The sequence below is a fragment of the Tistrella arctica genome (assembly GCF_039630945.1).
In the GTDB taxonomy this organism is placed as follows: Bacteria; Pseudomonadota; Alphaproteobacteria; order Tistrellales; family Tistrellaceae; genus Tistrella; species Tistrella bauzanensis.
Map to the genome: position 1 here is coordinate 188,649 of NZ_JBBKTV010000007.1, position 20,024 is coordinate 208,672.

General features: G+C 66.2%; 16 protein-coding genes. 10 read left to right on the forward strand and 6 right to left on the reverse strand.

The window, feature by feature from the left end:
- The first annotated feature begins 122 nt into the window (after window positions 1-122).
- The 8 genes from WG924_RS17110 (at window position 123) to WG924_RS17145 (ending at window position 8,907) form a co-directional block, all read left to right on the forward strand.
- Window positions 123-1,325, forward strand: a complete 1,203-nt coding sequence (locus tag WG924_RS17110; RefSeq protein WP_345934311.1) for a pyridoxal phosphate-dependent aminotransferase — start codon at window positions 123-125, stop codon at window positions 1,323-1,325.
- Between the two features lie 194 nt (window positions 1,326-1,519).
- Window positions 1,520-2,530, forward strand: coding sequence for a protein-methionine-sulfoxide reductase catalytic subunit MsrP (msrP, locus tag WG924_RS17115; RefSeq protein ID WP_345934312.1), 1,011 nt, complete (start codon window positions 1,520-1,522; stop codon window positions 2,528-2,530).
- Window positions 2,531-3,429: 899 nt separating this feature from the next.
- Window positions 3,430-4,368, forward strand: coding sequence for a substrate-binding periplasmic protein (locus WG924_RS17120; RefSeq protein ID WP_345934313.1), 939 nt, complete (start codon window positions 3,430-3,432; stop codon window positions 4,366-4,368).
- A 172-nt stretch (window positions 4,369-4,540) separates the two neighbouring features.
- On the forward strand, window positions 4,541-5,413 hold the full coding sequence (locus WG924_RS17125) for a substrate-binding periplasmic protein (RefSeq protein ID WP_345934314.1): 873 nt from the start codon (window positions 4,541-4,543) through the stop codon (window positions 5,411-5,413).
- A gap of 17 nt (window positions 5,414-5,430) precedes the next feature.
- A complete protein-coding gene (locus WG924_RS17130; RefSeq protein WP_345934315.1) occupies window positions 5,431-7,095 on the forward strand; it encodes a SpoIIE family protein phosphatase in 1,665 nt (554 codons plus the stop codon).
- A gap of 11 nt (window positions 7,096-7,106) precedes the next feature.
- Window positions 7,107-7,685 (forward strand): SiaB family protein kinase, encoded by a 579-nt coding sequence (locus WG924_RS17135; protein ID WP_345934316.1) that lies wholly within the window; start codon window positions 7,107-7,109, stop codon window positions 7,683-7,685.
- Complete coding sequence (locus WG924_RS17140; RefSeq protein WP_345934317.1) at window positions 7,682-8,098, forward strand: DUF1987 domain-containing protein; 417 nt, start codon at window positions 7,682-7,684, stop codon at window positions 8,096-8,098. The genes WG924_RS17135 and WG924_RS17140 overlap by 4 nt, the downstream gene beginning before the upstream one ends.
- Entirely contained in the window at window positions 8,095-8,907 is an 813-nt protein-coding gene (locus tag WG924_RS17145; RefSeq protein WP_345934318.1) for a GGDEF domain-containing protein, read from the forward strand. Before WG924_RS17140 ends, WG924_RS17145 begins: the two co-directional genes overlap by 4 nt.
- Window positions 8,908-8,959: 52 nt before the next feature.
- Here the strand turns inward: WG924_RS17145 and WG924_RS17150 are convergent, their stop codons facing one another.
- The 3 genes from WG924_RS17150 to WG924_RS17160 all read right to left on the reverse strand — a co-directional run bounded on the left by WG924_RS17150 (window position 8,960) and on the right by WG924_RS17160 (window position 12,345).
- Entirely contained in the window at window positions 8,960-9,850 is an 891-nt protein-coding gene (locus WG924_RS17150; RefSeq protein WP_345934319.1) for a LysR family transcriptional regulator, read from the reverse strand.
- A 196-nt stretch (window positions 9,851-10,046) separates the two neighbouring features.
- Entirely contained in the window at window positions 10,047-11,027 is a 981-nt protein-coding gene (trxB, locus tag WG924_RS17155) for a thioredoxin-disulfide reductase (RefSeq protein WP_345934320.1), read from the reverse strand.
- Window positions 11,028-11,268: 241 nt separating this feature from the next.
- Entirely contained in the window at window positions 11,269-12,345 is a 1,077-nt protein-coding gene (locus WG924_RS17160) for a mitochondrial fission ELM1 family protein (protein WP_345934321.1), read from the reverse strand.
- 338 nt (window positions 12,346-12,683) lie between these two features.
- Here WG924_RS17160 and WG924_RS17165 point away from each other — a divergent pair, with 338 nt between their 5' ends.
- Together WG924_RS17165 and WG924_RS17170 are read left to right on the forward strand one after the other, a co-directional pair.
- Entirely contained in the window at window positions 12,684-13,193 is a 510-nt protein-coding gene (locus WG924_RS17165) for an Lrp/AsnC family transcriptional regulator (RefSeq protein WP_345934322.1), read from the forward strand.
- A 411-nt stretch (window positions 13,194-13,604) separates the two neighbouring features.
- Complete coding sequence (locus WG924_RS17170) at window positions 13,605-14,675, forward strand: AbrB family transcriptional regulator (RefSeq protein WP_345934324.1); 1,071 nt, start codon at window positions 13,605-13,607, stop codon at window positions 14,673-14,675.
- Between the two features lie 114 nt (window positions 14,676-14,789).
- On the opposite strand, the gene greA is transcribed toward WG924_RS17170, so the two are convergent.
- The 3 genes from greA to carA form a co-directional block, all read right to left on the reverse strand.
- Window positions 14,790-15,260, reverse strand: a complete 471-nt coding sequence (gene greA / locus WG924_RS17175; RefSeq protein ID WP_345934325.1) for a transcription elongation factor GreA — start codon at window positions 15,258-15,260, stop codon at window positions 14,790-14,792.
- Window positions 15,261-15,481: 221 nt separating this feature from the next.
- Entirely contained in the window at window positions 15,482-18,727 is a 3,246-nt protein-coding gene (gene carB, locus WG924_RS17180) for a carbamoyl-phosphate synthase large subunit (RefSeq protein ID WP_345934326.1), read from the reverse strand.
- Window positions 18,720-19,892: a glutamine-hydrolyzing carbamoyl-phosphate synthase small subunit gene (gene carA / locus WG924_RS17185; protein ID WP_345934327.1), complete on the reverse strand. Its 1,173-nt coding sequence runs from the start codon at window positions 19,890-19,892 to the stop codon at window positions 18,720-18,722. Before carA ends, carB begins: the two co-directional genes overlap by 8 nt.
- Between the last annotated feature and the right edge of the window lie 132 nt (window positions 19,893-20,024).

Sequence of the window (20,024 nt, forward strand, 5' to 3'; positions counted from 1 at the left end):
CGTTGCCGCCCGGATGTCCGCTTGCGGAATGTGGGCCGGTCAGCATGCTGACGGCACGCGCTTTTCTCCGATCGGCGGCGCATCGTTCGCCCGTTTTGTTTCCCAGCCGAAGAGCTGATCCAATGTCCGTGATCGCCGACCGCCTGTCCCGCATCAAGCCGTCGCCGACGCTTGCCGTCACCGCCAAGGCCGCCCAGCTCAAGGAAGCTGGTCGCGACATCATCGGCCTGGGCGCGGGCGAGCCCGATTTCGACACCCCCGACAACATCAAGGACGCCGCGATCAAGGCGATCCGCGATGGCCAGACCAAATACACCCCGGTGCAGGGCACCCGGGCGCTGGTCGAGGCGGTGCGGAACAAGTTCAAGCGCGAGAACGGCCTGGATTACGCGGCGAACCAGATCGTGGTCGGCACCGGCGGCAAGCAGGTGCTGTACAACGCGTTCATGGCCACGTTGAACCCGGGCGACGAGGTGATCATTCCGGCGCCGTACTGGGTGTCGTATCCCGATATGGCCTTGCTGGCCGAAGGCGTGCCGGTCTTCGTTGAAGCCGGCCGCGAGACCGGCTTCAAGATCCAGCCGGCCCAGCTTGAGGCGGCGATCACGCCCCGCACCAAGTGGTTGATCCTGAATTCGCCCAGCAACCCCAGCGGTGCCGCCTATTCGGCCGCCGAATTGCGGGCGCTGGCCGATGTTCTGGTCCGTCACCCGCATGTGCTGGTGCTGACCGACGACATGTACGAGCACATCCTGTATGACGGCTTCGAATTCGCCACCATCGCGCAGGTGGCGCCGGAGCTGTATGACCGCACCCTCACCGTGAACGGCGTCTCCAAGGCCTATTCGATGACCGGCTGGCGCATCGGCTATGCCGGCGGCCCCGCCAACATCATCAAGGCGATCACCGCCATTCAGTCGCAGTCGACCTCGAACCCGTCCTCGATCAGTCAGGCGGCCGCGGTCGAGGCGCTGAACGGCCCGCAGGATTTCATCGCCGAGCGCGCGCGCCGCTTCCAGGTCCGCCGCGATCTGGTGGTGCGGCTGCTGAACCAGGCCCCCGGGCTGGTCTGCCCGGTGCCCGAGGGCGCGTTCTATGTCTATCCGTCCTGCGAGGGCGTGCTGGGCAAGAAGACCCCGCAGGGGCAGGTGATCGGGTCGAGCGAGGATTTCGCCGGCTATCTGCTGGAGCATGTCGGCATCGCCGTCGTGCATGGCGCGGCCTTCGGTCTCGACCCCTATTTCCGCATCTCCTACGCCACCGCCGACGAGGTGCTGGAAGAAGCCTGCGGCCGCATCGCCCGGGCCTGCAACGACCTGATCTGAGCGGCTGACACCGCCATCCCGCGGCATCAGTGAACCCCCGGCAGCTTCGGCTGCCGGGGGTTTCGCATTTTCGCGGCCTCATCACGCCTGCGTGAGCGACGCGTCATCCCCTTTGATGTGGGGCGGTGGGGATCTAATCTCGATCTTGGGACGTAGCGTCTCAGAACCCACTGGACCTGTCAGGAGTCTGTTCGATGCGCATCATCCGTCGCCGCAGCTGGGATTTGCCGGAACGCGACGTCACGCCCGAGGCCGTGTGGCGCGATCGACGCTCGGTGTTGAAGGCCATGGGGCTTGGCGCCATGGGTGCCGCCATGGGGGGCGGTGTGGCGGGCGCACTGCTGGCGCCCGGCCGTGCCCATGCCTATCAGCCGGGCGACGCACCCAACGACAACCCGTGGACGGCGCTGTATCCGGTCGACCGCAACCCCGCCTATGCCGATGCCGGTCGGCCGTTGACGCCCGAGAAGATCGCCTCGTCCTATAACAATTTCTATGAATTCGGCACCCATAAGCGGATCTGGCCCGACGCCCAGAAGCTGACGCTTCAGCCCTGGACGGTCACGATCGACGGCATGGTCGACGACCCGCAGACCCTGGATGCCGATGCGCTGATCCGGAAGATGGCGCTGGAAGAGCGGGTCTATCGGTTCCGCTGTGTCGAGGCCTGGGCGATGGTGGTGCCGTGGAGCGGCTTTCCGCTGTCGGCGCTGGTGAAGATGGCCGGGCCCAAGGCCGGCGCGAAGTACCTGCGCATGGAGACTTTCGAGGACAGCGGCATGGCCCATGGCCAGCGCTCCATCTGGCTGCCCTGGCCTTATGTCGAGGGGCTGACGCTGGACGAGGCGACCAATGATCTGGCCTTCATCGCCACCGGCATCTATGGCAAGCCGCTGCCCCGGCAGCATGGCGCGCCGCTGCGACTGGTGACGCCGTGGAAATATGGCTTCAAGTCGATCAAGTCGATCGTGCGCTTCACCGTCACCGATGAACGACCGACCAGCTTCTGGGAACAGCTTGAAAGCCGGGAATATGGCTTCTGGGCCAATGTGAACCCCGAGGTCTCCCATCCACGCTGGAGCCAGGCCACCGAGAAGATGATCGACACCGGCGAGGACGTGCCGACCCTGAAGTGGAACGGCTATGGCGAGCAGGTCGCCAGCCTTTATGCCGGTGTCAACGACGGCGATCGCCTGTTCCGCTGACCGCCGCCATACGCGGTTTCCGTCACCTGCCATGCGTCCAGCGCACAACGGACTTGCGTGGATCGGCTGGCTGCGTCATATTGGCGCATCGTCAGACCGGACGAAAACATGGTCGCGACGGGCCGGCGGTGGAACTGGGGAGGGCTGCCGCCGACACGACGAACGGAACGGCCGATGGCAGCCGCGTTGCGCGCGATCGCGTTGCAGAGGCAGGCACCTGAGGCACACGACGACAGCTTCGGACGAGACATCCGGGGCACAGGCGCCCGCCCGGCAGTGACGCCGGTCGCAGAACGCCGCGATATCCGATGCCACGAGGGAGGGGAGGCCCTTCGGCATCACCGGTATCGTCCCGTCGGCCGCTCCGTTCTTCGCGCTCCTGTTAAAAGATGCCGGCTGGCGTCATCTTGCGTGAGGAAGCGCCCTTGATCCGCAGACCGTTGACGGGCTGGCCTCTATGGTCGCCGGTCCGTCTGCGGATCACTCGATTGTCATGCCTGCCGCCTGCGGTGGCGGGAGCCAAGGTGCCGGCAAAAAAAAGCCGGGCCTTGCGGCCCGGCTGAAGTCTGACAGGGAGGCTTCACGTCTGGGAGACGCGAAAAAGGTCAGGGAGACCTTTGCACCCGGGGGGAGACCCGGATGCGGAAACCGATGGGGGAGCCATCTGTTTCCGTGGCATCGGAGGATAACCTCGACGATGTTGCAGTGCATATAGGACGCCACGGCGCCGAGCGCCAGAGCCCCGAAGACAGTTCAGCCATGCACGTTGCGCATGGCTTTCTTTTTGCGCGCATTTGGGGTGCGATCAGGGCCGCTGTCATGACACCGCAACTCTCCTCTGGCATGAGGCATGGGCGCCCGTGGGCTGATGCGGGCCAGAGGACGGGAGGCTGAACGCCATGTATGTCTTCGCAATGATCCTGACCATCCTGGTGACGCTTGCCGGCACCATTCATCATCTGCCGGCCGCCGCGGCGGCCGAGCCGACGGTGGAGTCGCCGCTCACCGTGCTGGTCGGCGGCTATCAGTTTCCGCCGTATGTCGAGATGAACCGGTCGGACGGCAGCATCACCGGCCTGACGATCGAGACCATCGCGGCGTTGAACGCACGGCAGGATCGTTACCGTTTCGTGTTCGTGCCGACCACACCGACCCGCCGGTACCAGGATTTCGCCAATCGCCGTTTCGACATCATGCTGTTCGAGATGGCCGCCTGGGGATGGACGGATCAAGGGATCGCGGTCGACGCCTCCGGAACCATCGGCACCGATGGCGAGGTGTACATCGCCCAGGTGCTTCAGGATCGCGATCAGGCCTGGTTCGACACGGTCACCGGCCAGCGGATCGCCGCCATTCTTGGCTATCATTATCAGTTCGCGGGTTTCCAGAACGATCCGGTCCACTTGCGCAGCCGGTTCGACATCGTGCTGGTCAACGACAGCGAGGCGGTGATTGCGCTGGTGCTGCGCGGACGGGTGACGGCCGGCGTGGTGACCAGATCCTTTCTGGAACGCTATCTGAACCGGCACCCGCAGGATCGGGCGCGGATACTGATCTCGACCCGCCTCGATCAGCTTTATGATCTGCGCGTGCTGGCGCATCCCGACGCGACATTGTCGGCGGACGCGGTGCGCTGCCTGCTGGCGGATCTGGATGCCGCCGACCGGCTGGCGCCGCTCTGGCAGAGCCATGGCCTGGAGCCAGTCCCTCTGAGGCAGGTGTATTTGCCCCTGGTTCCACGCGCGTCCGGCGTGCCCGGCGGCGCCTGCCAGACCGGTACGGACACGCTCCCAACCCGCGAGCGGAGCAGGCCATCTCCTGAGAAATCAGGCCGCTAAACCACAAAGCCGCACCGCAACACCAATGGGAATCCGATCGGGATATTGCTAGGATGCGGCCCTGATCGGGGTGCCGTGCCGGATGGTCCGGCGGCCTCCGACCATGTCGTTTCGATGCCTGCACACGCGTGTCGGGCCGTCCGCAGCAGGAGACCGGAAAAGCGTGCGTCTGTTGGCCAGGTTCTTGGCGGTGATGCTGGTCGCTGTGTCTGGACATGTCGCATCCGCGCTGGCCGCGGATACCGTCGCCTCGCGTCGTGACGTGCCGATCGGCGGCTATCAGTTCCCGCCCTATGTCGAGATGGATATCGGTGGCGGGCCGGCCACCGGCCTGATCATCGACACCATCGCCGTCCTGAACGCCGCTCAGGATCGATGGAATTTCGTGTTCGTGCCGACCACGCCGGCGCGTCGCTATCAGGACTATGCGGCCGGACGGTTCGACCTGCTGCTGTTCGAGAAGATGGCCTGGGGCTGGTCGGCCGCGGGCATCGTGATGGAGACATCCCGGACGATCGCCGAGGATGGCGACGTCTATATCGCCCGCGCCGAGCCCGGCCGGGACGAAAGCTGGTTCGACGATATCGCCAGTCGCCGGATCGCGGCGATCCTGGGCTACAACTATCGCTTCGCCGATTTCCAGAACGATCCCACTGAATTGCGGAAGCGCTTCGATATCGCGCTGGTCAACGACACCGCGGCGGTGATCGCGCTGGTGCTGCGCGGCCGGGTGGACACCGGGGTCGTGACGAAGTCCCATCTGGAGCGGTATCTGCAGCAGTATCCGGATGATCGGGAACGCGTCCTGGTATCGGCCCGCTTCGACCAGACCAACGATCTCAAGGTTCTGGGGCGGCCAGGCACCACGCCTTCGGCTGACACCGTCTTTGGCCTGCTGGCCGATCTGCAGCGCCAGGGCAGACTGGCGCCGTTATGGCAGGCCTATGGTCTGGCGCCCATGCCGCTGGACAAGGGGGGGCAGACGCCAACACCCACGCCACCGGTCGTGCCGCCATCCCCTGCCGCGGCGCCGGCGCCGCGCTGATCTGAGGACGATCGATCATGCAACCCGTTGAGCGGCGCAATGTTGCGGCCCCCGCTGCCCCGGTCCCTTCCGGCGGTGATGCGGTAAACGGCGGCCGCCCCGCGCGGTCGCTGGCCGGCAAGCTGTTCCGCCGCACCCTGCCGGTGGTGGTGCTGGTGCTGCTGCTGATCCAGGGCGGCATTGCCTGGATCACCTGGACCGATCAGCGCAATGCCCTGACCCATCGCGCCCAGATCATGGTCGAGCTGACCGCCCGGGCGATCGCCACCCCGATCTGGTATCTGGACCGGACGGTGTTCGAACCGCAGGTGCAGGCCCTGGCCACCGATGACGGCTTCCGCTATGCCCGTGTCTTTGACGAGCTGGGCAAAGTGTTGTTCCAGACGGGGGATGCAGCGGCGCTGAACGCCACCGATACGATCGTGGTCAGCCGCGACATCGTGGAGCCCAAGGCCGATCTGACGGTGGGACGGATCGAACTGGTGATCGGCACCGACGAGTTGAACCGCACCGCGGCCCTGCTGGCGATGACGGCATTGCTTGCGGTGCTGGTGCTGGCGGCGGCGCTGTCGATCACGGTGCAGATCGTCATGCGCCGGCTGGTGGTGAAGCCGCTGGCGCGCATGCTGGCGGCCATGCGGCAGGTCGAGCGCAAATCCTGGGTGCAGCTCGATGATGTCGGCGATGACGAGCTGGGGCAGGCAGGTGCCGCCTTCAACCGCATGGTCGATGGCCTGCGCTCGGGTGATGACGCCAAGCGGCTGCTGGCGGCGCTGCAACGGGCGCAATCCGAGCTGGTCGACAAGAACCAGGCCCTGGAGGCGGCCAATCATCAGGTGATGGAGAGCATCCGCTATGCCCGCCGCATCCAGGAAGGCATTCTGCCCGATGCGACGGTGCTGGCCCCGGTGATGAACGAGATGGCGGTGCTGTGGGAACCGCTGGATCTGGTGGGCGGCGATTATTGCTGGATGGAGCGGCGCGATGGTCAGGCGCTTGTCCTGGTGGCCGACTGCACAGGCCATGGTGTGCCGGGCGCCTTCATGACCATGGTTGTGGCATCGGCGCTGCGGCGCATTCTGGACCGGCCGATCTTCCCGCAGCCGGATGTCATCCTGACCGAGCTTGACCGCATTGTCCGCCATCGTCTGCGCCAGGACGCGCCGGATCTGGCGACAGGGGCCGATGATGGCCGTGCGCCCTGGGACATGTCGGATGACGGGCTGGATGCGGGGGTGTGCATCTATGACGAGGCGACCGGGCTGCTGTATTTTGCCGGTGCCGGCCTGTCGCTGACGGTGATCGGCCCGGACGGCGTGATGTCGCATACCGGCGTCCGGCGCAGCCTGGGCTATCGGACGCTGCCGCCGCCGGGATCGGTGCCGGTGCATTGCCATCAGGTGCTGCCGGGTGAGCGGTTCTATCTGTGGACCGATGGCGTTTCCGACCATGTCGGCGGCCGGCCCAAGCGCATTTTCGGGCGCAGACGGGTGGCGGCGACCCTGGCGCGGCTGGCGCATCTGTCTCTGGAGGATCAGATCCAGGGGCTGTGCGCCGATCTGGACCGCTATCGCGGGGCCGAGGCCCGGCGTGACGACATGACCATGGTGGCGTTTCAGCCACGGCTACCCGACGATGTCCATTCCCGCGCCGGCACGAGCCCGGACGCGGTGACAGCCTGAGGAGCGGCGACGTGCTTGCACGAGAGCTTTTCGAATTCCGGTCGCAGATCCAGGCCCACAAGCTGATGCTGGTCTATAGCGGCATCATGTCCGAGGGCATCCTGTTTTCGTTGGGCGAGGCGTTGCGTCGCAAGCTTGAGCAGGACGACACCGATCGCAACCTTACCAGGCGCGTGTTCTCGGTGTTTGTCGAGCAGGTGCAGAACATCATCCGCTATTCCGGTGACGCCGAAGGATCGGCCGGCACGGCCGCCGGGGACGCGGGGGCGGGTGCAGGGGCAGGCGCGCTGCGCTCGGGCATCGTGACCGTCGGCAAGGATGGCGGCCGGTTCTTCGTGATCTGCGCCAACATGATCGACAGCGCCAAGGCGCCCCGGCTGCGCAGCCGGCTGGAGGAACTGGCGGCTCTGTCACCCGAAGAGCTGAAGGTGCTATACCGGCGCAAGCTGAAGGAAGAGCCCGAGGCCGAAAGCCAGGGCGCCACGCTGGGACTGATCGAGATTGCCCGCCGCGCCAGCAGCCCGATCGAGTTCGACTTCTTCGAGGTCGATGCGCAGACCACCTTCTATTGCATCAGGGTGTTCATATGACCGCTGTTTCGTCTGTCCTGTCCTCCGGCATCGATCTGCCGGCCACCGATCGGTCGCCGGCCGTGCGGTTCGATCCGGCGGCAGGCGCGCTGGCGCTCGCGGGTGAGTCCTATCCTGAGGATGCGGCGGCGTTCTTCGGCCCGATCCTGCATGGCTTGCGCGCCTTTCTTCAGATGGAGGGGCCCAGCGTCACAGTGGATATTGCGCTGATCTACTTCAATTCTTCCAGTGCCAAGGCGCTGATGAACATCTTTCAGATGCTGGAAGAGGCGGCCGCGAATGGTCGGGCGGTCACGGTGAACTGGCACTTTGCGCCCGATGATGAGACCATGGAAGAATTCGGAGAAGACTTTGCGTCGGACCTCGACGCAATCGACTTCGTGATGTGCGCGGACGAGGAGCCTTCCGGATGACGAGGACCAGACGGCCGCTGGATACGACCAACAGCGATTTCTCGCTCTTCGATCAGGAAGAGGCGATGATCGCCGAAGGCGAGCAGATGATCCGGAAACTGGAGGAGGTTTCCGACGGCGTCCGCAGCCTGATGCGCGCCTATCGTCAGGGGTATCGTGAACAGCGCCGGCTGGTGCGGTTGTCCGACCGGATGCAGGACGAATTGCGGCGTTTGAACCAGCGGCTGGAGGCCGAGGTTCGGGCACGGGAGGCGCTGACCCGGCGGCTGGAGGCGCTGGCCGCGGTCGACGAACTGACCGGTGCCGCCACCCGTCGCCACTTCATGGAGGTTGCCGGGACCCTCAGCCAGCGCTGGCAGCAGGATGGCATATCATCCGGGGTGATGATGGCCGATATCGACCAGTTCAAGACCATCAATGATCGCTTCGGCCATGCCGCGGGCGATGAGGCGTTGCGCCTGTTCGTGGGGCGTCTGTCCGAGGCACTGCGTGAGACTGATGTCGTGGGCCGGCTGGGCGGCGAGGAATTCGCGGTGCTGCTGCCCGATATCGATGCGGGCGAGCTGGATCAGATCGCCGAACGGCTGCGGAGCACTATTGCCGCCATCCGCCTGCCGTGGAAAGAGGATGAAATCCGCCTGACCGCCAGCTTCGGCGTCGCCCGGTTCTCGGCGCCGGGCGACGATATCGACCGCGTGCTGTCGCGGGCGGACAAGGCGCTGTATGCGGCCAAACGTGCCGGCCGCAACCGGGTTGCCACGAGCGATGCCGGTGGTGGAGACGGCGAAGGCGACAGCGCGGGCATCTGATCGCCCGATCCCGTTCTGCCCGCGGCCACGCTCCGCCACCGCCATAGCCCGGTCAGCGAAGGCTCTGTTCGATCTCGCGGATCAGGAAGTCGCGGAACACCGCGATGCGCTTGGAATGGCGCAATTCCTCGTGATAGACGAAATAGACCTCCGATTGCGGGCCTTCCAGTTCCGGCAGCACCTGCACGACATTGCCGTTCTCGCGCACCATGTAATCGGGGATCGAGGCGATGCCGAGCCCGCTTTCAACGGCACGCAGGATGCCATAGATGTTGTTGACCTTCAGGATCGGCCGTCGCGGCTTGCCGGCCGTGGCGCCCACATCCAGGATCCAGTTGGCGTTGGCGACCGGGGCCGCCGTGTCCTCGCCGAACACGATCAGCTTGTGATCATCCAGTTCCGCCGGTGATTTGGGCATGCCTGACCGGTTGATGTAATCCGGCGAGGCATAGATGCCGTGGCGGATGGTCATCAGCTTGCGTTTCACCAGATCCGGCTGGCGGGGCGGCGACATCCGGATCGCGATATCCGCCTCGCGCATCCCCAGATCCAGCTCGCTGTCGTCGAGCAGCAGGGTGATGGTGACGTCCGGATGCAGGGTGACGAAGCCGTGGATGCGCGGCGTCAGCCAGACCGAACCGAAGGCGACCGTGGTTGTCACCTTCAGCGGTCCTTTCGGCCGTTCGCGGCTTTCGGTCAGCATCGCCTCGGCCATCGACAGTTTGGCGAAGACGTCGCGCGCGGTGTTGCGCAGCAACTCGCCTTGCTCAGTCAGAATCAGGCCGCGGGCGTGGCGATGGAACAGCGGTACGCCGAGGCTCTCCTCCAACGCGCTGATCTGCCGGCTGATGGCCGACTGGCTGAGGTTCAGCAACTCGCTTGCATGCGTGAAGCTGCCGGCCTCGGCGACGGTGTGGAAGATCTTGACCCGGTCCCAGTCCATATCAGGCTCGCGAGGCTCCGCTGAAGCAGTGGGCGTACGAACGTCTGGCCGCCGCACCCCATGTCATTTGTCTTTTTCCCGATCTTACGGTGCCGGGCGCCGGTCTTCAAAGGAAGTGTTGGAACAATGATCGACAGGTCGACGATCCGGGCCCCACGGGCGCGATATCGCCGACCGTCGACCGGGCCGGACCCGTCTATTCGGCCGCGACTTCCACGCCGTGATGCGCCGTGCCGGCCAGGAAGCGTTCGGCTTCCAGGGCGGCCATGCAGCCGGTGCCGGCCGCAGTCACCGCCTGCCGGAAGATCTTGTCCTGAACGTCGCCGGCGGCGAACACGCCGGGCACGCCGGTGCGGGTGCTGTCGGCCTGTGTGATCAGATAGCCGTCATTGTCCAACTCCAGCTTGCCCGCGAACAGGCTGGTCGCCGGGGCATGGCCGATGGCGATGAACACGCCGTCGACCAGCAGGTCGGTCAGGCCGCCGTCATTGGTATCCTTCAGCCGCACGCCGGTCACCGAGGCCGGGCCGCCATGCGCGCTTTCCGACAGATAGCTGTCGATGGTGGCGTTCCACACCATTTCGATCTTCGGGTTGGCGAACAACCGTTCCTGAAGCATCTTCTCGGCGCGCAACTCGTCCCGGCGGTGGATCAGATAGACCTTGTCGGCGTGGTTGGTCAGGTACAGGGCCTCTTCGACGGCGGTGTTGCCGCCGCCGACCACCGCGACCTTGCGGTTGCGATAGAAGAACCCGTCGCAGGTGGCGCAGGCCGACAGGCCGAAACCCTTCAGGGTTTCTTCGCCCTCAAGCCCCAGCCATTTTGCCTGGGCGCCGGTGGAGATGATGACCGTGTCGCCGGTATAGATGTCGCCGCTGTCGCCGCGGGCCACGAACGGCCGCTGGCTGAAATCGATGTCGACGATGATGTCGTGATGGAAGCGGGTGCCGACATGCTCGGCCTGACGCTGCATCTGTTCCATCAGCCAGGGGCCCTGGATGACGTCGGGGAAGCCTGGAAAATTCTCGACATCGGTGGTGATCGTCATCTGGCCGCCGGGCTGCAGGCCGTGCACCAGGATCGGTTCCAGCATCGCGCGGGCGGCATAGATCGCGGCGGTCAGGCCGGCGGGGCCGGATCCCAGGATCAGAACCTTGCTGTGATGGGTGGCGCTCATGACGATCGGCTTTCCTGGCTGGCGAACGCTGGACGCAGGCCTTCGGGCGTTGCGCCCTGCGGCTTGCGGTCCCTGGCGGATGGACAGGTGGCGCCCCTGGCATCTGCCCGTCGCAGACTGTGGCAGGGGGCACGGACACTAGCGGGATCGGGCGTATTGGGCCAGCTTTTTGCGCAAGGGCCAGCTTTTTGCGCAAGGGTCGGCTTTTGCGCAAGGGCCGGGCAATACGCCGCAGTTGGGGTTAACGGGGCGCGGACCGCGCGACCAGCCGGCGAACCGCCGTGGCCACCACCGCCGCATCCTGCAACGGGGTATAGCGCCACATTGTTTCACCCGCGGCCATGAAATCCGCGTTCAGCGGCCGTGCGGCACCGTGTGCATAAAGCGCCCGGTGCAGCCGTGCCTCTTTCGATGTGCCGCCGCCGGGCGCGAAGATCGCGACCGGCCGACCGGTGCTGGCGGCTTCAGATGCCATCGACATGCTGTCGCCGGTGACGACGATCAGGTCCGCCAGCCCCAGAATGCCGAAATAGGGATTGTCACCGCCCTTTGCCACATCATGCAGCCAGTATCGGCAGGGGGCCAGGCTTGCGCCAAGCGCCGCGGTAACGGCATCGCCGGTGCGGCGGCTGTTGGTCGCGACCACCGAACCGCCGGTCCGCCGGGCCAGTTCCGCGACCATGCCGCCCAATTGCCGGGCATCCTCGGGGATGAACGGCGCGCGCTTGGTGCTGCCGCCGACCAGCAGGCCGATCCGTGGCCCCGCGCCGGCGCCGGCGCCGGCGGCGGCGAAACGCCGGGCCCAGTCGGCGGCGGCGGCCTGAAGCTTTGCCGGCGTCACGCGATTGGGTGCGCCCAGGGTGACGATCACGCGTGGGTCGGCCGGGTGGGCGCCGGGGGCGCTGCCGCCGGCCGCGCGGTCATGCGCCGGCACCGCGATCAGATCGAGCCCGCCGGTCGGCGCGCCCGGCCACATGATCTGGAGTGCCACCATCTGCGGATGGCGCTGTTTCAACCGCCGCAGCGCCGGGGTGGCGCGGCGGCCGGCGGCGATCGCGACATCGGGTACGGCGCCGCCATCCAGTGCCGCCGCCGCGGCGGCGGTCAGCCCCAGCGTGGACCGGCCCCGCAGCCAGTTGGGCAGGCGCACCAGCCGGTCATAGCCGAGCCGGGTTTCCTCCATCGGCCAGGTCAGGGCCTCGGCCACGCCCAGCACCTGGGCGTTGTTGCCGGCACGGTCGTCGGTGAGCACACGGATCAGTGGCGGCGTGCTGTGGCGGGACGGATGGCCGGGGGGGAAGGGCGGGCTCAGGGACATGGGTGCTTTCGCGAATGGCGGGGCGTTTTCGGGCGGCCGGGGTATGTCATTGCCCGCAAGCCGCCGTGAAAGATCGTTTCGTGCTTGAGAGGGCCTGGGCGGGACTATAAAGTCCGCGGCGCCGGAACGGAACCGCTTCGCCGCGCTGGCCGCCACACGCGGCCGCGCCCGCAACCGCTGCTGGTTCCGGCCGGGTGAAGAACATCGCATGGCTCATGAAGCGCGACAGAACCGAAAACTGTTGCTATGGGTCCGGGTAATATTGCTATAGACTGCCCAGCGATCGCGGGTGCCGGCCGCGCACCGGCCCGTGACGGGGGAAGGGAGTCAGCGAGACCATGCCGCGGGTAAAACTCGATACAATCGACCGGAAGATCCTGGCGGATCTTCAGTCGGACGGCCGGATCACCAATGTAGAACTGGCCCGCCGGGCCGGGATCTCGGCGCCGCCCTGCCTGAGGCGCGTCAGGGCCCTTGAAGAAGCAGGCTATGTGCGCGGCTATCGCGCGGAGCTCGATCCTGAGCATCTGGGTTTTTCGGTCACGGTCTTCGCCCGGGTCGGCCTTGAGAGCCAGGCCGATCTGGACCTGAAGAAGTTCGAGGCGCTGGTCGGTAGCTGGCCGGAAGTCCGTGAATGCTACATGCTGGCGGGTGAGACCGATTTCCTGCTCAAGATCGTGTCGAAAGACTGGGACGCCTATCAGCGCTTCCTGACCACCAAGCTGACGGCGGCGCCGCCGGTGCGTCATGTCCGCACCTCGCTGACCATCCGCACCTCGAAATACGAGCCGGGTGTGCCGATCGAGTTGCTGGAAGCCGTGGACCCGTCCGACCACGACGACGACTGAGCGGCACGGCTGAGCGGCACGGCGCGGTGCCGCTTGCGCCGGTGCTCTGCAAAATCCGCACACCCCTGGGGGCGGGGGCGGCGGTTGTGGAGCCACCGGGAATATGGTTCGGTGCATTGAACCGATGCGGCCGCTTTCGGGTGAAAGCGGCCGTTTTCAGTTCACGGTTCCACCTTGCCTTGAATCGTGCCGCTCCGGGCCACAAGAGCCGCTTCTGGCCGCTGCCGGACGACACCGTCTTCCGGATGCGTGCCCCGTGCCTCAAGCCCCCGTGCCTCAAGCCCCCGTGCCTCAAGCCCCTGTGTCTCAATTCCCTGTGCCTCAACTACGTCGCCTGCGTCATACCCGACCGCTCATCCGACACCGGATACCGTCGCCGCCCGCCCGGCATCCGGTATCGGATGCGCGGCCATGATCCGGATGCTGCGCTGGCTGCTGCTGCCGGCAGCCTCGGTGCCGGTCACGGCGGCCATGTTCGCCGTCGACCTGCCGGCCGCCCTGCTGCTGGGGCCGATGGTCGCCGGCATCGTGCTCGCCCTGGGCGGTCTCGGCCTGAAGATGCCACGCATCGGCTTTCTTGCCGCGCAATCGGTGCTGGGCTGCATGATCGCGGGCTCCGTCACCCCCGATATCCTGGTAACCTTCATCCACGACTGGCCGCTGTTTCTGGGCGTGGTGATCTCGACCATCCTGCTCAGTGGCGCCATCGGCTGGCTGATCGCGCGCAATCACATCCTGCCGGGCACCACGGGGGTCTGGGGATCATCGGCCGGCGCCGCCTCGGCGATGGTGGTCATGGCGGAAGCTTTCGGCGCCGATGCCCGGCTGGTGGCGTTCATGCAGTATCTGCGGGTGCTGTGCGTGGCCTTCGCGGCCGCCATGCTGGCGCATTTCTGGCTGCAGACCACCGGTGATGGCAATGTCCATCCGCCGATCGTCTGGTTTCCCGCGATCGACCCCACGGCCTTTGCCGAAACGCTGGCCCTGGTGCTGGCCGGGGTTGTGGCGGGGCGGCTGATCCCGCTGCCGGCGGCCGGCCTGCTGGTGCCGATGCTGGGCGGCGCGGTGCTGTCGTCGGCGGGTATCATCACCCTGCAACTGCCGGAATGGCTGCTGGCATCCAGCTATGCGGTGCTGGCCTGGAGCGTCGGCCTGGGCTTCACGCGCGGGGTGCTGCTGCATGCCTTGCGCGCCCTGCCGACCATCCTGGCATCCATCGCGGTGCTGATCGGCTTCTGCGCCGGGCTCGCCTGGATGCTGACGGCGGTGCTGGGCATCGACCCGCTGACCGCCTATCTCGCCACCAGCCCCGGCGGGCTCGATACGGTCGCGATCATCGCCGCCTCCAGCCGCGGGGTGGATCTGTCATTCGTGATGGCGTTGCAGACCCTGCGCTTCTTCCTGGTCGTGCTGTTGGGGCCGCCGATGGCCCGCTTCGTGGCCCGGCGCCTGGGGCCCGATCAGCCGGATGTGCCGGCCTGAGCGCCGGCCCCACATACGACAGACACCACATACGACAGACGAAAGCGGCCGGCGGATCACGATGATCCGCCGGCCGCTTTCAATGGTGGTCTTCCGCGTTAATGCCCGGACCGGTCAGAAACGCACGGCCAGGATTTCATAGGACCGGCGCCCCTTCGGAGTGGCGACCTCGACGGTTTCGCCGGCAGCCTTGTTGATCAGGGCGCGGGCCATCGGCGAGGTCACGGAAATCCGGCCGATCTTCAGGTCGGCTTCATCGACGCCGACGATCTGATAGCTGGTTTCCTCGTCGGTCTCTTCGTCGACCACCTTCACGGTGGCCCCGAACTTGACCCGGTCGCCCGAAAGCTTGCTGGGATCGATGACCTCCGACCGCGAAAGCTTGTCCTCAAGCTCGCCGATCCGGCCTTCGATAAAACTCTGGCGGTCACGTGCGGCGTGATATTCCGCATTCTCGGACAGATCGCCATGCGCGCGGGCTTCGGCGATCGCATTGATCACGTCCGGCCGCGCCACCGTCTTCAGATGCTTGAGTTCGGCAGTCAGTCGGTCGAAGCCTTCCAACGTCATGGGAACTTTTTCCATAGGTATGACGCTTTCCACGTTGGTCGTCGGACGGGCGGCGATCGTCGAGGGGAATGCCGTTCCGCGATAGGTTCTGGACTGTGCGGCACCATCCGGCCTTGGGCCCGCGACGGATCATCGCGACACCGGATGCCGGGTATGTTGCAGCACGACAATAGGAACACATGCGGGGCCGATTTTCATCGGCCCCGCATGTCATCAGCCGTTTTTCAGCGACCGTCCTAGGCAGAATAGGATTGCAGGGATCGGACTTCAAGCGTGCCGGCCCGGATTGCCGCAATTGCGAGAACCACCGCCCGACAACCCGCCACCGTGGTGAAGTAGGGAACCTTGTTCATCAGGGTTTCGCGGCGCAGCGAATAGCTGTCGGAAATCGCCTGCGATCCGGCTGTGGTGTTGAACACCATGTCGATCCGCCGGTCCTTGATCTGGTCGATGATGTTCGGCCGGCCCTCATGGGCCTTTTTGGCGATCTCGACCGCGATGCCGGCATCGGTCAGCACCCTGGCGGTGCCGCGCGAGGCCACGATGTCGAAGCCCTGCGCCTTCAGGCCGCGGGCGATCTCGACCATGGCCGCCTTGTCGTCGTCACGCACCGACACGAACACCCGGCCCGCGGTCGGCAGGCGCACGCCCGCCGCCAACTGTGCCTTGGCGAAGCTGCGGCCGAAATCGGTGTCGAGGCCCATGACCTCGCCGGTCGACTTCATCTCGGGGCCCAGCAGGATGTCGACACCGGGGAAGCGGGCGAAGGGGAAGACCGCTTCCTTGATGGCGATATGCCCGCGCGAGCGCTGGGTCAGGTCGAAGGCATCGAGCTTTTCGCCCGCCATCACCCGTGCCGCGATCTTGGCGATCGGATGACCGATGGCCTTGGCGACGAAGGGCACCGTGCGGCTGGCGCGCGGATTGACCTCAAGGATATAGATCTCGCGGTCCTTGACGGCGAACTGCACGTTCATCAACCCGATCACGCCCAGCTTCAGCGCCATGGCTTCGGTCTGGCGGCCGATCTCGGCGATGATCTCGTCACTCAGCGAATAGGGCGGCAGGGTGCAGGCGCTGTCGCCGGAATGGACGCCGGCTTCCTCGATATGTTCCATGATGCCGGCGACCACGACCCGCTCGCCATCGCAGAGCGCGTCGACATCCACCTCGATCGCATCGGTCAGGAAGCGGTCGAGCAGCACCGGCTTGTTGCCGAATTCCCGCACCGTCCGGCGCATATACGACGACAGGCCGGCCATGTCGTGGACGATTTCCATCGCCCGGCCGCCCAGCACGTAAGACGGCCGCGCGACCAGCGGGAAGCCGATGCGCTGGGCGATCGCCAGGGCCTCGTCCTCGCTGTGACAGGTGTCGTTGGCCGGCTGCTTCAGGCCAAGATCGTTCAGCAGTTTCTGGAAGCGGCGACGGTCTTCGGCCAGATCGATCGCATCGGGCGAGGTGCCCAGGATCGGCACCTGGGCCTTTTCCAGCGGCTCGGCCAGCTTCAGCGGTGTCTGACCGCCATACTGCACGATCACGCCCTTGAGCGTGCCGTTACGGGTCTCCACCCGCACCAGTTCCAGCACGTCCTCGACCGTCAGCGGCTCGAAATACAGCCGGTCGGAGGTGTCGTAATCGGTCGACACCGTCTCGGGGTTGCAGTTGACCATGATCGTCTCATAGCCGGCCTCGCTGAGCGCATAGGCGGCATGGACGCAGCAATAGTCGAACTCGATCCCCTGGCCGATCCGGTTCGGTCCGCCACCCAGCACGATGATCTTGGTGCGGTCGGTGGGCTGGGCCTCGCATTCGACGGTGCCGTCGAAGGCCGGCAGTTCATAGGTCGAATACATATAGGGCGTGCGGGCCTCGAACTCGGCGGCGCAGGTATCCACCCGCTTGAACACCGGATGCACGCCCGCCTTCCAGCGCCGGGCCCGGACGATCTCCTCGTCGAGGCCGGCCAGCTTCGCCAGCCTGGCATCCGAAAAGCCCAGAGATTTCAGACGGCGCCAGCCGGCGGCATCCGACGGCAGGCCGTCCTCGCGCACCTCGGCCTCGACCGCGACCAGACCGGCCAGACGCTCGATGAACCACGGATCGTAATCGGATGCCTCGTGGATCTCCTCGGTCGTCAGGCCCGCGCGCAGCGCCTGGGCGATGACCAGCAGCCGGTCGGGGGTCGGCATCGCCAGGGCGGAGCGGACGGCCTCGACCTCGCTGGTGCCGGCGCCGCCGGCGATCTCGATCTCGTCGAGACCGGTCAGGCCGGTCTCCATCGAGCGCAGCGCCTTCTGCAGCGACTCCTCGAAGCAGCGGCCGATCGCCATCACCTCGCCCACCGCCTTCATCGAGGTGGAGAGCAGGCGCGCGGTGCCCGGGAACTTCTCGAAGGCGAAGCGCGGGATTTTGGTCACGACATAGTCGATGGTCGGCTCGAACGATGCCGGCGTCACGCCGGTGATGTCGTTCTGGACCTCGTCGAGCGTATAGCCCACCGCCAGCTTGGCCGCGACCTTGGCGATCGGGAAGCCGGTGGCCTTCGAGGCCAGCGCCGACGACCGCGACACCCGGGGGTTCATCTCGATCACGACCATGCGGCCGGTTTCGGGGTCGATCGCGAACTGCACGTTCGACCCGCCGGTGTCGACGCCGATCTCGCGGAGAACCGCGAGCGAGGCGTCACGCATGATCTGGTATTCCTTGTCGGTCAGCGTCAGCGCCGGCGCCACAGTGATGCTGTCGCCGGTATGCACGCCCATCGGGTCGATATTCTCGATCGAGCAGATGATGATGCAGTTGTCCGCATGGTCGCGGACCACCTCCATCTCGAATTCCTTCCAGCCGAGGACCGACTCCTCGACCAGCACCTCGTTCACCGGCGAGGCATCGAGGCCGCTGGCCACGATTTCTTCAAATTCCTGCCGGTTATAGGCAATGCCGCCACCGGTGCCGCCCAGCGTATAGGACGGGCGGATGATCGCCGGCAGGCCCACATACTCCATCGCCTCACGCGCCGCCTGCATGGTGCGGACCACGTGGCTGCGCGGGGTGGCCAGGCCGATGCGGTCCATGGCGTCGCGGAACAGCAGCCGGTCTTCGGCCTTCTCGATCGCCGCCTCATTGGCGCCGATCAGCTCGACGCCGTATTTCTTCAGCGTGCCGTCGCGCGACAGGGCAAGGGCCGTGTTCAGCGCGGTCTGCCCGCCCATGGTCGGCAGCAGGGCATCGGGGCGCTCGGCCTCGATCACCTTGGCCACGATTTCGGGCGTGATCGGCTCGACATAGGTCGCATCGGCCAGCCCCGGATCGGTCATGATCGTGGCCGGGTTCGAATTGACCAGGATGATCCGGTAGCCTTCTTCCTTCAGCGCCTTGCAGGCCTGGGTGCCCGAATAGTCGAATTCGCAGGCCTGACCGATGACGATGGGGCCGGCGCCGATCACCAGGATCGACTTGATATCGGTACGCTTAGGCATCGGTCTTGGTCTTCTCGATGAGGCGCGCGAAACGGTCGAAGAGGTAGTGGCTGTCCTTCGGTCCCGGCGAGGCTTCGGGATGGTACTGCACGGCGAAGACCGGCTTGTCGGTCAGTCGGAAGCCTTCAAGCGTGTCGTCGAACAGCGAGACATGGGTCACCTCGGCGCCCTTAGGCAGCGAGGAGGACACCACCCGGAAGCCATGGTTCTGCGAGGTGATCTCCACCTTGCCGGTGGTCAGATCCTTGACCGGCTGGTTGGCGCCGCGATGGCCGCGGGCCATCTTCTCGGTCCGCGCACCCACCGCCAGGGCCAGCAACTGGTGACCAAGGCAGATGCCGAAGGTCGGCTTGCCGGTCTCGATCAACTGCCGGATCACCGGCACCGCGTATTCGCCGGTCGCCGCCGGATCGCCCGGGCCGTTCGACAGGAAGATGCCATCGGGGTTGTGGGCGAGGATGTCCTCGGCGGTCGCCGTCGCCGGCACCACCACCACCTCGGCACCGGTCCCGGCCAGGCAGCGCAGGATGTTGCGCTTGGCGCCGTAATCGACCGCCACCACCTTGAAGCGCGGGGCCTCCTGGCGGCCGAAGCCCTGGCCCAGAACCCAGGGGGTTTCCGCCCAGGCATAGCTCTGCCGGCAGCTGACGGTGATGGCCAGGTCCAGGCCTTCCAGGCTCGGTGCGGCCTTCGCCGCCGCCTTCAGCGCTTCCAGATCCGCCGTGCCGGCATCGCCATGCCAGACCACCGCATTCTGCGGCCCCTGATCGCGCAGATGGCGGGTGACGCGGCGGGTATCGACGCCGGCGATGCCGATCAGCCCGTGCGAGGCGGTCCAGTCCTGGAGCCTGCGGGTCGAGCGGAAATTCGACGGTTCGGTCGGCAGGCTGCGGAGCACGAAGCCACGCGCCGCCGGCGTCGTGGTCTCAAGATCCTCGTCATTGGTGCCGACATTGCCGATATGCGGGAAGGTGAAGGTGATGATCTGACCGGCATAGGACGGATCGGTCAGGATCTCCTGATAGCCGGTGATCGAGGTGTTGAAGCACAGCTCGCCCTCGGCGATGCCTCGTGCGCCGACGCCCTGGCCCCAGAAAACCGTGCCGTCTGCCAGAACGAGGGCGGCCGTGGCCGCCTGGGCGGGCGAGTTCGACGCCTCTTGCATGATGCGAGCCCCCAGGATGATGCGACGCGGCCGCCCGGAATGACCCAGGGCGGCCGATGTTGAGCAAAACTCGTGGTCCATCCGGAGCAGCAGTGCCGGTTCCGCGGGGCCCGATCTGCATCATCATCCAGC